Source organism: Paenibacillus sp. FSL K6-0276 (assembly GCF_037977235.1).
Classification (GTDB): domain Bacteria; phylum Bacillota; class Bacilli; order Paenibacillales; family Paenibacillaceae; genus Paenibacillus_AQ.
Map to the genome: position 1 here is coordinate 2,394,023 of NZ_CP150276.1, position 15,275 is coordinate 2,409,297.

18 protein-coding genes and 1 pseudogene are annotated in these 15,275 nt (G+C 41.1%); all 19 read left to right on the forward strand.

The window, feature by feature from the left end; all coding sequences use genetic code 11:
• Positions 1 to 24: 24 nt before the first annotated feature.
• The 19 genes and pseudogenes from map (at position 25) to MHH52_RS10990 (ending at position 15,245) form a co-directional block, all read left to right on the forward strand.
• A complete protein-coding gene (gene map, locus MHH52_RS10900) occupies positions 25 to 771 on the forward strand; it encodes a type I methionyl aminopeptidase (protein WP_313640364.1) in 747 nt (248 codons plus the stop codon).
• A gap of 51 nt (positions 772 to 822) precedes the next feature.
• Positions 823 to 1,182, forward strand: coding sequence for a DJ-1/PfpI family protein (locus MHH52_RS10905; protein ID WP_340008545.1), 360 nt, complete (start codon positions 823 to 825; stop codon positions 1,180 to 1,182).
• Between the two features lie 24 nt (positions 1,183 to 1,206).
• On the forward strand, positions 1,207 to 1,506 hold the full coding sequence (locus MHH52_RS10910) for a hypothetical protein (RefSeq protein ID WP_340008547.1): 300 nt from the start codon (positions 1,207 to 1,209) through the stop codon (positions 1,504 to 1,506).
• A gap of 269 nt (positions 1,507 to 1,775) precedes the next feature.
• The gene (locus tag MHH52_RS10915; RefSeq protein WP_340008549.1) at positions 1,776 to 3,059 is read left to right on the forward strand and encodes a DUF1963 domain-containing protein; all 1,284 of its coding nucleotides are present in this window, start codon (positions 1,776 to 1,778) and stop codon (positions 3,057 to 3,059) included.
• A gap of 141 nt (positions 3,060 to 3,200) precedes the next feature.
• Positions 3,201 to 4,460: an MFS transporter gene (locus MHH52_RS10920; RefSeq protein ID WP_340008551.1), complete on the forward strand. Its 1,260-nt coding sequence runs from the start codon at positions 3,201 to 3,203 to the stop codon at positions 4,458 to 4,460.
• A complete protein-coding gene (locus tag MHH52_RS10925) occupies positions 4,457 to 5,761 on the forward strand; it encodes an ectonucleotide pyrophosphatase/phosphodiesterase (protein ID WP_340008553.1) in 1,305 nt (434 codons plus the stop codon). Before MHH52_RS10920 ends, MHH52_RS10925 begins: the two co-directional genes overlap by 4 nt.
• Before the next feature lie 196 nt (positions 5,762 to 5,957).
• Entirely contained in the window at positions 5,958 to 7,040 is a 1,083-nt protein-coding gene (locus MHH52_RS10930) for a nucleotidyltransferase domain-containing protein (protein ID WP_340008554.1), read from the forward strand.
• Positions 7,041 to 7,247: 207 nt separating this feature from the next.
• Positions 7,248 to 8,120: a YitT family protein gene (locus MHH52_RS10935; RefSeq protein ID WP_340008555.1), complete on the forward strand. Its 873-nt coding sequence runs from the start codon at positions 7,248 to 7,250 to the stop codon at positions 8,118 to 8,120.
• A gap of 123 nt (positions 8,121 to 8,243) precedes the next feature.
• Entirely contained in the window at positions 8,244 to 8,666 is a 423-nt protein-coding gene (locus MHH52_RS10940; RefSeq protein WP_313640372.1) for an Rrf2 family transcriptional regulator, read from the forward strand.
• A gap of 546 nt (positions 8,667 to 9,212) precedes the next feature.
• Positions 9,213 to 9,947, forward strand: coding sequence for a metallophosphoesterase family protein (locus MHH52_RS10945; RefSeq protein ID WP_340008557.1), 735 nt, complete (start codon positions 9,213 to 9,215; stop codon positions 9,945 to 9,947).
• Between the two features lie 50 nt (positions 9,948 to 9,997).
• Entirely contained in the window at positions 9,998 to 10,603 is a 606-nt protein-coding gene (locus MHH52_RS10950) for a class I SAM-dependent methyltransferase (RefSeq protein WP_340008558.1), read from the forward strand.
• Positions 10,604 to 10,616: 13 nt separating this feature from the next.
• Complete coding sequence (locus MHH52_RS10955) at positions 10,617 to 11,204, forward strand: GNAT family protein (RefSeq protein ID WP_340008559.1); 588 nt, start codon at positions 10,617 to 10,619, stop codon at positions 11,202 to 11,204.
• Between the two features lie 17 nt (positions 11,205 to 11,221).
• Entirely contained in the window at positions 11,222 to 11,962 is a 741-nt protein-coding gene (locus tag MHH52_RS10960; RefSeq protein ID WP_340008561.1) for a peptidase E, read from the forward strand.
• Positions 11,959 to 12,244, forward strand: a pseudogene (locus MHH52_RS10965) (hypothetical protein). Before MHH52_RS10960 ends, MHH52_RS10965 begins: the two are co-directional and overlap by 4 nt.
• Positions 12,245 to 12,257: 13 nt before the next feature.
• Entirely contained in the window at positions 12,258 to 12,629 is a 372-nt protein-coding gene (locus MHH52_RS10970) for a hypothetical protein (protein WP_340008563.1), read from the forward strand.
• Positions 12,630 to 12,690: 61 nt separating this feature from the next.
• A complete protein-coding gene (locus tag MHH52_RS10975; protein ID WP_340008564.1) occupies positions 12,691 to 13,203 on the forward strand; it encodes an N-acetyltransferase in 513 nt (170 codons plus the stop codon).
• Between the two features lie 141 nt (positions 13,204 to 13,344).
• The gene (locus MHH52_RS10980; protein WP_340008566.1) at positions 13,345 to 14,235 is read left to right on the forward strand and encodes a VOC family protein; all 891 of its coding nucleotides are present in this window, start codon (positions 13,345 to 13,347) and stop codon (positions 14,233 to 14,235) included.
• 34 nt (positions 14,236 to 14,269) lie between these two features.
• Complete coding sequence (locus MHH52_RS10985) at positions 14,270 to 14,587, forward strand: beta-1,6-N-acetylglucosaminyltransferase (RefSeq protein WP_340008567.1); 318 nt, start codon at positions 14,270 to 14,272, stop codon at positions 14,585 to 14,587.
• Positions 14,588 to 14,609: 22 nt separating this feature from the next.
• Positions 14,610 to 15,245 carry an NAD(P)-dependent oxidoreductase gene (locus tag MHH52_RS10990; RefSeq protein WP_313640379.1) on the forward strand — a complete coding sequence of 212 codons (636 nt, stop codon included), beginning with the start codon at positions 14,610 to 14,612 and terminating at the stop codon, positions 15,243 to 15,245.
• The last annotated feature ends 30 nt before the right edge of the window (positions 15,246 to 15,275 follow it).

Sequence of the window (15,275 nt, forward strand, 5' to 3'; positions counted from 1 at the left end):
AGAAGTGAGAGGAATGTGTGATAGATGACGAGTGATACCGTACAAGATTTAGAAGGGCTAAAAGCAATTGGGAAAGTGGTAGGACATACCATCGCCGAGATGAAGAAGAAAGTGACTCCAGGCATGACAACAGCGGAGCTTGATAGGATTGGAGCTGAAATTCTAGCGGAATTCGGAGCATCCTCAGCCCCTATGAAAACGTATAATTTTCCAGGCAGCACCTGCATCAGTGTGAATGAAGAGGTTGCTCATGGGATTCCTGGTCCTAGAGTGATTAATGCCGGTGATTTGATCAATATTGATGTATCTGCTGAGCTAAATGGTTATTATGGAGACGCCGGAGTTTCTTTTCAATTACCGCCCTATAATGATGATATTCTGCGTCTGTGCCAGAGTACAGAGGAAACTATGATGAGCGTGATCAATCATCTGAGAGCAGGGATGAAGGTCAATGAGATTGGTAGAATGATGGAGCTTGAAGCTCGAAAACGCGGCTATAGAGTGGTTCGTAATCTGTGCAGCCACGGGATTGGTAAATCACTGCATGAGAAGCCGTTTGAAATCTTACCTTTCTATAATCCTAGAGTGACTACAGTGTTAAAAGAGGGACAGGTGATTACGGTTGAACCCTTCCTCTCTACTGGAGCTGACTACGTGGAGCAGCAGTCAGATGGATGGACACTAAGCGTTGTAGACAACGGCCGGGTAGCACAGTTTGAACATACGATTATCGTGACTAAAGGTGAGCCTATTATCCTAACCAAGCCATAAAGAGGAGAGTGCGAATTTGAAAGTCGCCTTTATACTTTTTGACGGGATTACGTGGGGACGCGGAAACTTCGTTATGATGAGGCTTTTGTCTCGTGGATTGCAGGTGCCCACAATGTTCCTTATAAGGTGTCGGTCTGCACAGGCTCGCTGCTGCTAGGGGCTGCGGGGTTGTTAGAAGGAAAAAAAGCCACTACCCATCCATCTGCCTATGAATTACTAAGACCCTATTGTGAAGAAGTTGTGGAGACTCGTATTGTGCATGATGGTAATGTAATTACAGGTGGTGGAGTTTCTACTTCCATAGATCTGGGGTTATATCTGACTTCACACTTGGTTGGAGAAGCAGCGATGAATTCGGTGAAAAAACAGATTGATTATCCATACGAGATGCAGGGAATCGTTCAAATCTGAAGTTAAACACCGGAGGAAGCACAGATGAATTTGGAACATTATATGATCATAATTGCTCAAGGTTTAGCCGAAGTACTTCAGCGCGGAAAGGTTTGTCATTTAGAACAAGGGTTTATGACAGAAGCGGAACGTGGCTGGTCGGGTGCAGAGGTACGTCGTTTAGAGGTTACCTACGAAAATGGTAACAAGGAGAGCTTGATATTTAAAAAAGCGACTCTAAAAGAACGCATGGCGATAGAAAATGTGGGAAGTGTTAAATCTCCTCCTTCTGGCACAGATTGGTCGCCAAGGGTTGCGGAGGCATTCTTGGGCCTACTGAACTAACAGGTAAACGTCTGCTTCAGATGCTGAAGATTGTGCTTACAGGTGAATTTCCTGAGCGTAGGATTGATTACTCCAGGGAGATTTTCTCAAAGCTGCTCAAGGAGCATAAGAACGGTACGCTACATAAGCTTAATTAGATAGTTACAACCTATTACATTTTAATGCAGGTGAAGGTAGATCACGAATTCGAAAAACACATGTTATCGTGGAGAATCGAAATCTACCGTAACCGGCCAGCTGACAAAAATATTCAGAACAGGAGGGGTACGATGAGTGAGCGATTGCCCTGCCAAACCTCAGATTGCAAGGCAAGTATTCTTCCTGCAACTGCTTTAAAAACAGGTGGGATTTGCATGCCGTGTCATCAGAGGGAGATTGCTCTGGAGAAACAGGCATTTATTGAACAGAATCGAAAAGATGTTGATTTGTATGCAGATGTGAATGATCCAGTTGAAATTCTAAAAATCATGCACAAACCGCGGAAGTACAATCCGCTTGAACACGAAATCCCCTATCACAAAACCGCGCAAAAAATGTATCATCAGCTGACTGAAAGCGAACGGGAGCGATTGGAGACCTATGCGATTACGTTGATGGAAGAAGATGATTTTGACCAGGCTGAAACCATTCTGCTATCGCTTGCATGTTTTTTAAGTGCACGTATAGAACGGGGGTTGGAGTCTTTTTTTCGCAAAGGAAAGTATTATCCCGGTATTCTCTATAAGGATGCAGGTCAGGTTATCCGCGATAAGCTCATTCATCAGTTAGAGTTCGATTCGGAGAATCGTAATCACTTGCTGCTCGCTCTCGCCTGGATTGGTGATGAAGAGGTTGTTCGGCAGTTCGAGACATGGCGGCAGCATCCGCCTCGATGGGCCCCAGAGTTAAATATATCTCCGGAAACCTACGCCCATGAAGCAGGCTGGGAGTTAGATAATGATGGCGGGAAAAGGCTTCTTTTTTACCCCGAGAGTTATCATTTTAAAGTACGCGTTGCAGGAAGAGGCGGTATGGATCGGGCTCCTTCGGCGGTTGCGGCATTGCAAGCAGGTGAACATTCCTGCCCATGGTGTGCCAGTAAACTGACAGTACTATTTGATTACAACTTGCAGAACCCACTGATTCAATTTATGAAGCTACCCGGTCAGCGGTTAAGGATTGCAGCTTGTATGCACTGTAATTGTTATGGCACCGTGTTTATGAATGCAGATCTGGATGGCAGGTACTCGTGGAGTGATTATAATGTCGTTCCCGATTTTTTGCCTGAAAATGAAGATATGGAGCAAATATCATGGCACGCCATGGAGCTATCGGAACGACTGATGGGAGCCTATGATAATGCGTATTGGATGCTTGAGGCGCCTGCATCGAAGATAGGAGGACATCCGACCTGGATTCAGGATGCGGAATATCCTGTGTGCCCTTGCTGTTCGACGACGATGAAGTTTATTGCGCAAATGGATATGGAACAGGCCGAGGATAGCGAGGGGATTTATTATGCATTTCTGTGCGAGGCTTGCCTGAAGGTAGCTGTGAATTACCAGCAGACGTAAAGTGCTTTACCAAAATTAAACTTTGAAAACAAGGATGTCCCTCGTACAACCTTCAGTCATACGTAGTTTTACATACATTTAATATGCCACATATGCTTAAGTGATATAACAGAAAGAACTAGGCGAAAAGGTGGCTGTTAGATGAAACTAAGTAAAGAGGAAAAATCATGGATTCTATATGACTGTGGAAATTCGGCTTACTCGATGGCAGTTACAACGGCTTTACTGCCTATTGTATTTGGGATGTTTTCGAATGTGAACAGCAGCATGGATTTGGGGTATTTTAATTCAATTGCAAGTATTCTGGTGGCGATCCTTAGCCCGATTTTAGGGACGTTGGCAGATTACAAGGATAAGAAAAAACGCTTCTTTGTATTTTTCTCTTTGATTGGCGTGATGGCTACAGCTTCACTGGCGTTCGTTGCACCTGAGAGCGGACAGTGGCAGTTATTGATTGTATTTTATATCTTGTCAGTCATAGGTTTTGCAGGAGCCAATATTTTTTATGATTCTTTTCTGGTGGATGTAACCACCGATGAAAGGATGGATAAGGTATCCTCAAAAGGTTTTGCTTTTGGATATATCGCCAGCGTCATTCCATTTGGTATCAGCCTACTATTGATTCTGTTTATGGGGATGGATAAATCGATTGGTTATCAGATTGGATTCATAATCACTGCCCTTTGGTGGGGACTGTTGACCATGCCGATGATCAAGGATGTGCAGCAGAGATATTATATTGAACCTGAACCCAAACCGGTTATTAATAGCTTTAAAAGACTGGGAGACACATTTAAGAATGTCAGACAGCATAAGGTGGTATTTGTTTTTTTAATCGCCTACTTTCTCTATATTGATGGGGTAGATACGATCATTAAAATGGTAGTTCCATATGCCACATCGGTTTTGGGTGCGGATGCTTTTGACACCTTTACTTTACTGGGGATCTTATTAGTTATCCAGATCATTGCTTTTCCATGTGCCATCCTGTACGGTAATCTCGCCAAAAAATACTCCGCTAGAACGATGATCATCGTGGGGATTTTTACATATATCATTTCCTGTATCGCGGCTTACTTTATCACTTCAGTGTGGCATATATTTATTCTGGGTGCGCTAATTGGTTCGGCCCAGGGAGGGATTCAGGCGCTCAGCAGATCTTATTATGCGAAGATTATTCCTAAGGAAAAATCCAATGAATTCTTTGGATTTTACAATATCTTTGGCAAGTTTGCGGCGATTGTTGGTCCTGCTGTGATGTCTTTAACGACTACCTTAACAGGCAATGCAAAATTTAGTATTTTAGCGATTATCCCACTATTTATTATTGGATTCTTCGTATTTATAACTTTACCTAAAGAGCAGCTTGGACAAGATGAATCGAAGGGACTTATCCTATGAAGTCAAGTAAAGAACAAACGGCAATGGCCAAACATCTGATTGTCATCTCTTACGATGCCTTTTCAGAAGACCAATGGGAAATGGCTAGCCGTCTTCCAAACTTATCGAAATTGATCAAGAGTGGAGCGCATAGCAATAAAATGAAAAGTGTATATCCCACGCTCACTTATGTGGTGCACACTACGATAGCGACCGGTGTATATCCGGATAAGCATGGCATTCATCACAACAATCCATTTCAACCGTTTGTGAAGGAAAAGGAGCAAAGCTGGTTCTGGTTTAGAAATGCGATAAAGGTGCCCACGATTTACGATGCTGCGCGCAAGCATAACATGAGTACCGCTGGAATCCTCTGGCCGGTATCAGGGAAATCCTCAATCCAATACAATATCCCTGAAATTAGAGCCATCAAAAAAGAAAATCAGGCACTGAAGGTGTTAAAAAGCGGGAGTCCCTTATATTGTATCGAGATGGAGCTGAAATACGGCAGGCTTCGAAAAGGGATTGAGCAGCCCTATCTGGATGACTTCACGACAAAATGTGCGATAGAAACGATTAGGCGTAAAAAACCTAATCTTCTCATGATGCATTTGATTGATCTGGATGACGCCAAGCATGTTTACGGCACTGACAGCGATGAAGTGAAGCAGGTAATCACACGTATGGATAAACGGCTAGGCGATATTATGCAAGCAGTGGATGAAGCCGGTATACTGGATGACACAGTTTTTTTAGTTTTGGGTGACCATGGCCAGTTCAATGTTAGGTACAAAGTGCATTTGAACAACCTTTTGCAGGAAAAAGGGCTGATTTATGAAGAGAATGGTGAAATGAAGTGGAGGGCTTACTTTCAGTGTGGGGGCGGAGCCGCTTATCTGCATATCAAACATGGGGATGAAGAAGCTGAACAATTAGCATTAGCTGCGATTCGGGGTGATATGAAAGATGACGCTTCTGGCATAGAGGAATTGTATGCTAGAGAGGAGCTGGATCATCTACATGTGGGCCAATCTACTAAGTATATGCTTGAAGCTAAAAGAGGCTATTGTTTCGATGAAAGTATGGATGAACCAACGATTGTTGATTTGGACAAACAAGGGATTAAATATGCTACTCATGGCTACTCTCCCGATAAAGAGGATTATAGATGCAACTTGGTGATCTCAGGGAATAAGGTTAAAAGTGATTATCCTATAGGGGATCTCAAAATGGTAGATATAGCCCCTACGATGGCAAAGATTTTAGGGATTGATTTTAATCATTGTGACGGAAGATCTTTAGATGAAATTTTCATTTACTAAAGCAAGCTGTGAGAAAAGCATTCATTATTTACTAAATAACGCGTGGGTAGAGAAGAGCCTTCTCTCGCCAGCGCGTTATTTGTTTTCCAACTGCCCCCTTTATTTGGTATAGATTGAATATAGATAAAGTCGGTATACTTACTAGAGCAATATCCATATACAATGGAATTAAGATGGATTGAGAGGAGAATTGGATATGGATGCTGTTAATAGACAAAAAATTTTAAATAAAAATGACAAACTTATTAGTATGGTTATTGAACGTGCCAAGAGAGATTTTCCTGATGATATTGCAATCATTGGGCTTACAGGTTCTTTCAGTACCGGAGATTTTCATGAAAAAAGCGATCTTGATCTAATCATAATTAATAACACGGCCCAAGGTTGGGGGATATCTTCGTGTTTTATTCTGGAGGATATCGGATACGACCTATATTGTACGCCATGGGAAACAAGGATAGAAGATCAAGCGAATCTTGAGAGCCCAATGATTTCGTGTCTGATAGATTTAGAGCTGTTATATTGTGCGAAACCCGAATATCTGGTAAAGCTAAATTTATATAAACAGAGAGCACTCGATGCTTTGGCAAAGCCTATAGGGAGTGAATGTATCAGTAGAGCGAAAAAGAGTATAGACATTGCAAAGCAAGAATATACGAATACATTACTTTCTGAAGATATCGGAGCTGTGAGGTATGCTTCATGCGAAGTTGTATACAATTTGGTAAATGCTCTAACACATTTGAACAATACCTATTTTAAACGGGGACTTAAGAGATATCTGCAGGAAATAGCTACATATCGTTATATTCCTGATGATTTTGAAATTATATATATGGCTGTGATCGATGCGAAGACTATCGCTGAAATCAGAAGTACATCATATAGATTTCTAGAAAGCGTTAATGATTTATATAAAAAAATGTATAAGGATTTTGTGATTCAGCCTGTCCCAACCTATGATAATCTTGGTGGCACCTTTGAGGAATTGTGGTGTAACAGCCGTAATAAGGTTATAGCAAGTGTGGAATTAAATGATAAATCTTATGCTTATTATGTAGCAATGGGCATACAAAATTTTCTTGATGAAATGACAGAATCAAGTGGAACGAAAAAGTTTGATATTATGCAGTATTTTGATTCAGATCATCTACATTTATTTAAAGAGCAGTTTCTGCAAGTCATGGATGAATATCTGGAAGAATACAATAAGGTAGGAAGGAAAGTTGAACGATACGATACTTTTGAGCAATTATATAACGAATATATGAGGGTATGATAGAGAAGAAACCAGACTACGAATTTTCGTAGTCTGGTTTTTTTATATTTTGTGGAACGACAAAATTATTATAAGTCATATGGGTAAAATAAACGATCATCATACTAGTGATGTCCGATTTGCCAAAGTAGTGATATTTATTATAGACTGTTTTTTATGAGTTCTTGTCCAGTGATAAGAGAAACTAATTAGAAGCGGGGAAATTTAATGAATGAAATGAGACATCAAAAATCAAATAAGCTGAAGATTTTTTCAAAAGTTATATTAATTATTATAGGGGCTCTTATAGCTGCGTATGGTCTTGAAGCAGTGTTAATACCCAACAACGTCTCAGACGGTGGTGTGACAGGTCTAAGTATCGTTGGCTCAAAACTGTTTGGATTACCGTTAGGGATGTTAATTGCCGTAATTAACATCCCTTTTGTTTGGCTAGGATATAAGCAAATTGGTATAAGCTTTGCTGTTTATTCCGTTATCGGTATTTCCTCGCTAGCCATTGGCACTAGTCTTATGCACCATGTACCTACGATTATTGAAGGAGATACATTGTTAGTTACCGTTGTCGGTGGGATTATCATCGGTTTTGGTATGGGTTTAGCCTTACGTAACGGTGGGGCAATAGATGGGATAGATATGTTAGCTGTATTACTTTCACGAAAGTTACCTTTTGGGACTAGTGATCTAATCTTATTTTTAAACATGTTTGTCTTTATTGTTGTTTCAACAGTATTTGGTCTACAAGGGGCTATCCTATCAGCACTCGCTTATTTTATTGCTTCAAAAGTGATTCATATTGTTGAAGAAGGTTTGAGTGGCTCTAAAACTTTTAAAATCATTACCGTTCAACCGGAAATTATGGTAGAAACAATTCGTGACCGATTGGGTCGTGGGGCAACCTATACAGATGCTTACGGTGGCTACTCCAATGAACAATTCAAAGAAATCACCTGTGTAATTAACCGTCTGGAAGAAAGTAAAATCAAAGAAATCATTCATGAAATTGACCCTAACGCTTTTGTTGTAGTATATGATGTAGCAGAAGTCAAGGGCGGTAATTTCAAAAAGCATAATATTCATTAATTACGATCCTCAAGTACCATCTCTTCAAGTGTTTGACAAATGCATAAAATGTAACTATTATTGTTGCATCTGATTAATGCACTTGTTATTAGCCGGGCAGTAAGGCAGAAGGAGAGATTTATAGTGAACATCAGCACCCGATTTGCGGTAGCCATTCATATATTAACATTAATCGACAGTAATAAAGAGGGCAAAAGCACCTCGGAGTGGATAGCTGGTAGCGTGAACACAAACCCTGTAGTTATCCGCCGGCTAACGAGTATGCTGCAAAAAGCAGGACTGGTAACAGCCCGCCCGGGAGTCGCAGGAGCCTCGCTTGCACGCAGCGCCTCTGAAATTACACTACTTCAGATTTATAAGGCAGTAAACGCGGTGGAGGAGGATTCGTTGTTCTCGGTTCATGAGCACCCCAACCCCGAATGTCCAGTCGGTAAAAATATAGCCAGCGCCATTGTACCCGTATTCTCGCTCGCGCAAAAGGCGATGGAGAATGTCCTTCAGGAGGTTACTTTGGAGCAGATTGTGAATGAAATGCCTGAAATATAACCACTCCATATCTCAACTTAGAATGAAGACCACAACATGTGCTAACGTGATTGTGGTCTTTTTTTGAATACTACAATGGTTAATGTCCTGGTGAGACAGCTTGAGCCAACGATAGAGATGCTTGATCGATTAGTAGAAGACAAGGAAGTGAAGTGTTTCACATACCGACCTTAAATAAAGATGTCACACCCGATTTGGATAAGGAAAGTACGGAGGATCCTTCTATTCTCGAACCTTGTGACGTATATAACGGATTCACTAAGGCCGATGTTATTCTGCTCATAATCACAAGGCTGTTCAATGGCTCGGTTATGGAGAGTAACGACTCAAAGAAGGGAAGTAAGACGTAATCATAGAATCTGTATTTAGAAGGCAGATAACAGATAATACTTCATACAGGGAGACTCTAAGGTGTTGAAGAAATGGTACACTGTTTCCTTATAGCATGGAAGAAGTACATAATGAAGATATGAAGAAGATAGAGGATATTATACAATCTATAAAGTTTACAAAAGATAAAGTGGAAAAATGAACGGAGGATCTACAGTGGAACAAATCGCATTAATCTCAGATATTCATGGAAATATCCCGGCTTTGACAGCCGTATTAGATGATATTAAGCAGCGTGGAATTCGCAGAGTATTTTGCCTAGGGGATATCGTTGGAAAGGGGCCGAATTCAGATCTAGCCGTTGATATCATAAAGAAAAATTGTGAAATCAGTGTTATGGGGAACTGGGATGATTTAATGAATCAGGATGTTGATTTTGAAATGGCCCGGTGGAGTCGGAAATTGTTAGGTAAAGATCGACTTGTTTATTTAGGTACCTTATCGTTCTCGATTGAGTTTATGATGAGTGGTAAGTTTATTCGATTATTTCATGCTTCACCGCGAAGCTACTATGAACGGATTCAGCCTTGGGATGATTACGAGAAGCAACTGTCTATGTTTGGTTGTTCCGATCTCTGCCAGGAGAAGCGACAAGCGGATATCGTAGGTTATGGGGATATTCATAATGCGTATATTCAGCATCTAGAGGGTAAGACCTTATTTAATGTAGGCAGCGTGGGGAATCCTCTTGACTTAACTCAGGCATCTTACGTGATTTTGGAGGGGGAGTACGGAGGAGTGTCAACAGCTCCTTTGAGTATACAATTTGTAAGAGTTCCTTATGATATTGAGTTAGCCGTTCAACAAGCCATAGATGCCGTTATGCCAGCTACAGAGCCATATATTCGAGAGCTTAGAACCGCGCAGTACAGAGGGAATGTCCGGGGATAATGATGAATAAGCTCGTAGCGTTACATTAGATCGGAAAGGGATGATCCCTTATGAAAATGGTTAGTGCTTTTGAGCATTATGAATCTTTGATTGATGAGGGGAATGATCCAGCACAAGATCCTCCCATTGGACAGGCCTATATGAGTCAGTGGGATGGGCCTCTTTTCTTCGATGGATTGAATGGAAATGATAAACGGGTGTTAGAGATTGGAATTGGAACAGGAAGAGTTGCTAAATCGGTCTTAGGTTTGGGATGCCGGTTTCTCACAGGAATTGATACCTCGCCAAAAACACTAGCAAGAGCGGATCTGAATCTTAGAAATTTCTCCAATAAAGAGCTTGTGCTAGCTGATATTTGTGAGTTCGTACGTCCTAATACTTTTGATGCAGCTTATAGTGTGTTAACTTTTCTTCATATAGAGGATAAAGAACAAGCATTAAAAAATATCTATACATCACTCCTACCTAATGGAACGTTTTTGTTATCTGTTAGCAAGGATGAAGAGTGGTTTGATTTCAATGATAGAAGAGTTAAATTATATCCAGCCGATGTGGATGAATATATAAGGCTTTTTAACAAAACGGGATATCATATCGAATGGGTACAGGAAACGAAGAGTCAAACTGCAACCCTAATCCAAGCCATCAAAAAGTAACGGAGGGAACGAATTGAAGCTTAGTCACGTATTTGAGCAATTCCCTACTTTGGAAACCGAGCAATTATTACTGAAGAAGATTGAAGTTAGTAATCTTGAAGAGGTATTTGGAATTTATAGCAATGATCAAGTGTTTGAGTACTGCGGAATTATTCCGAAACATAATAAAGATACAGTAAAGAATATGATCGGACATTTCGAGCGTGATTTTACCAAAGGGGTAAGAGTGAAGTGGGGGATTTTCCGCAAAAATAATCCTTACATCCTGCTAGGTATCATCGAAGTTATGGATTTTAATCAAAAAGTGGATATGGTCACGATCGGCTATTTTTTGGCGGAGACTTATTGGGGAAAAGGGATTGCGACTCAGGCAGTTCAAGAGGTGGTCAAATTTTTATTTGAGACTGCAGAAGTAAATCGGATTCAAGCTGAGGTTATGCCTTTTAATGAACGGTCCAAGCGTGTTCTTTTGAAAAGTGGCTTTATGAAAGAGGGAACGTTAAGACAGGCTCATGTGTGGTCAGGTAAAGGGCTTATAGATCTGGACATTTACAGCATTCTAGCAGAGGATTATAGAGTGGTTGAAAAAGGATACCAGTGAAAGAGAGGGAGATATTCATGGGTACAATTGTGGTCATTGGTGGTGGAGAAATAAGCGAACTAGAAACACTTGGAATTGATCGTGAAGTTGTGAAGTTAACCCATAAACCTAATCCGAAGGCGTTATTTATTCCGACAGCTAGTAGTGATGCACCAGGGTACTGTGATACGTTCAACAAAGTGTACGGCGATATTCTAGGATGTGAGACAAGTCATTTATTGCTTGTGAGCCAAAATTATACCCATGAAGAAATCACAGATTTAATTACGTCCGCTGATCTGATTTATGTTGGTGGAGGCAATACCCGAAAAATGCTGGAGATTTGGAGAAATACCGGCGTAGATACTCTTCTAAAAGAAGCGTATACATCTGGAACTGTATTGGCAGGACTGAGCGCAGGTTCAATCTGCTGGTTTGAATATGGGCATAGTGACTCTGAGGCGTTTGACGACCAAGGGGAGTGGCAGTATATCAAGATTGAAGCCATGGGGATCCTGTCAGGCATTCATTGTCCGCATTATAATGAGGATACTCGGGTTGAGGATTTTTCACGAATGGTTAATGGTGGCAGTGTGACTGGAATCGCAGTGGATAACAATTGTGCAATCGTCTATAAAGAAAATGAGTATAAAGTGATGTCTACCAGAGACGAAGCGAAAGCGTACCGTGTGATGGACTCCGAGCAGGGAGTAATGATTACTGAAATTGAACAACATCCAAGCTACAAACCTCTTCATGAACTGTATGGTGCGCTATGATTATTTTTGAACGGGGAGATGTCGGGCTAAGAACTCTCGAACCGAGTGATGCTGGATTACTTGTGAAATGGCTCTCAGATCCAGTTGTACTGGAATTCTACGAAGGTCGTGATCGCCCACATGATTTGGAATGACAAAATCGTAATGGACCCGCAGGCTTGGAATGAGAGAGCACTGAGGGTATATGAAAAAGGTGGCTTTGTAAAGAAGAAATACCTTGAAAAGCATGAAATGCATGAAGGAGAACTAAGGGATTGTTGGTTAATTGAATATGCGAAGTAGGGAGGAGGGGGCTGTGAAATTAAATCAGATATATATAGTCCTAGCGAGTTTTATTCTAGGGATTTCATTTATTATTGGATGTTCATTAACTAATGGCGATAAAGAGTCGGAAGTCGAACAAGACCAGACTCCATCCATAGTAACGGCAGATAAACTTCTGATGGATATTAAAGAGACGGCCTTATACTTAAATCTGACTGAAGATCAGGTGATGAAAATTATTACAACGGAGCATAGTATTATAAAGCTGGGTTCTGTTCCTAACACTCCTTTTCCTTATATAAATGTAGACCATAAATATCTTTTTAACAAAGACTTTTTATCAAATTGGGTTACGGATGCCTCCTTAAATAGGAGATTTTATCTAAACGGACAAATGAAATAAGGATTGATCGGGCTTCTGGAGTCCAGTGTAGCTGAATACTTTGATGAATGGAGACTTCGAAATGATGATTAGAACAGAAACGTCAGCAGATTATGATGGCGTGTATCAAGTAAATGTTAAGGCCTTTGATGATAGAGAAGATGAAGCGCGCTTAGTCGAAAGCATTAGAAATTCAGAAGGGTTTATCCCGGAGCTCTCGATTGTAGCAGAAAAAGATAATGAGATTGTAGGACATATCCTGCTAAGTAAAGCTGTAGTACAAGATGGGGAGAATACAAATGATGTAATTGTTCTAGCCCCGATAGCGGTTATGCCTAACGTTCAGAAGCAGGGCATCGGCAAGGCGCTTATCCTTGAAGGATTAGATAGATGTAGAACGCTTGGCTATGATCTTGTTTTTCTGATCGGACATCCGGAATATTATCCTAAGTTCGGATTTCAACCTGCAAGGCAGCATGGTTTCGAACTGAAGCAATTTGAAGTATCTGACAATGTATTTATGGTCTGTGAGCTGAAGGAAGGAGCACTTCAGAAGGTTAAAGGAGAATTGATCTACCCGAAATCGTTTTTTTAATTATCCAAATGAATCATGCTTGGCTGTGAAGCAGTCAGCATGATTTTTTTGTTGGTAATTGACAAACATATAGAATGTAACTATACTAAAGATAGTTAATTTGTAACTGATTAAGTTACAGGAAGATTAGGAGGAATTATAATGACAACTAAAACAACACTTCATCCGGACGTAGCGATCGGTCTGGTGCAAATTAGAGTAAGTAATTTGGAGCGTTCGCTCACCTTTTATCAGAATGTTGTGGGGCTGAGTATTTTGCGGCAGAATGGTCGCGAAGCGGAAATGACCGCTGACGGTCACAATGTGTTATTGATTCTGCGGGAGATTGAGAATGCTCGGGTGCTTCGTCCTAATTCTGTGGCTGGGTTGTATCATTTTGCTATCCTTGTTCCAGATCGTCCGAGCCTTGGACTCGTTGTTCGCAATTTGATCGCTTCGGGGATTGAAGTGGGTCAGGGGGATCATTTGGTGAGCGAGGCGCTGTACATTCAGGATCCGGATAACAATGGAATCGAAATCTATCGAGATCGTCCTAAGGATACATGGAAATATGATGCGGAAGGGCATGTAGTGATGACAACAGATCCAGTGGATGTAGATGGACTACTAGCGGCTTCTGAAGGTTTACTATGGAACGGGTTGCCAGCTGGAACGGTGATCGGACATGTACACTTTCATATGGGCAATTTAAGCAAGGCGAAGGATTTCTACGTTGATTTGCTTGGCTTTGATTTAGTAGCTAATTATGGTAGTGCAGCGATGTTTATTTCTGCTGGTGGGTATCATCACCATATTGGATTGAATATTTGGGCGGGCCAAGGCGCACCTGCGGCTCCTGTTGATGCAGCGGGAATTGATTATTTCACCTTACTTTTTCCGAGTGAAGAGGAACGTGCGGCTGTGGTGGAGCGTGTTCAGCAGGCTGGTTACACCGTTGCAGAAGAGAATGGAGCTCCTACATTCAAAGATCCATGGAACATTGGGATCAGACTTATATTGAAGAGTCATACGAACGCCAAAAAACCTGTATAAAGGCTCGAACTGGATGTCAATTACAGGTGAATGTATGGAATACATAATGGATTTTACTACTACTTCTCCGGAGTATGTTAGATTTTTTAAGAACACATTATGTGGAGATGAAATCTTCTTCCAGACGATTATTTTGAATAGTGCGTTTAAGAACAATGTACGGAATGAAATTAAGAGGTATACAGACTGGGAAACAGGACCGGATTATCCTCGAACACTAACGATAGAAGATTATGACCGGATCACTCATACGGGTACAGAATGCTTTTGGGGTAGAAAGTTTGATCTCGATATCGATAGAACCATAGTTCAGGATCTCCTAGATATAAATACTAAAGTGAAAACATCGTAAACACATTCAGGAGGACAATTATATGAAAATCGCAGTTGTTGGAGCAAGTGGAAAAGCCGGAAGCCGAATTACACAGGAAGCACTGGATAGAGGTCATGAAGTTACAGCAATCGTACGGGATGCATCCAAAGTGGCGAACAGCAAGGCGTCTGTCATCGAAAAAGATATATTTACTCTGACAGCTGAAGATTTGAAGAGTTTTGATGTTGTAGTGAATGCTTTCGCCGCACCGTTTGGACAAGAGCATTTACATGTTGATGCCGGAAATGTGCTTATTGAAGCATTGAAGGATGCGCCTGATACGAGATTGATTGTAGTTGGAGGTGCGGGAAGTCTGTATGTAGATGAAGCTAAGACACTTAAAGTGGTGGATACCCCTGATTTCCCTGACTTTATCAAGCCAACGGCTACGAATCAAGGGAAGAACCTGGAGATTCTACAAGGAACAGATTCGCTCTTATGGACCTTCGTCAGTCCATCTGCCAATTTCGCTATTGGCTCAAGAACGGGTTCTTATGTAAATGGCAAAGATAATCTTCTGGTGAATTCCAAGGGCGAGAGCTATGTCAGCTATGAAGATTATGCGATTGCTATTGTAGATGAAATTGAACAGCCACAGCATATTCGCGAGCGGTTTACGGTGGTTTCGGAGTCCTAAGTGCTTATAGCGAGTAGTGATCTTATTTGA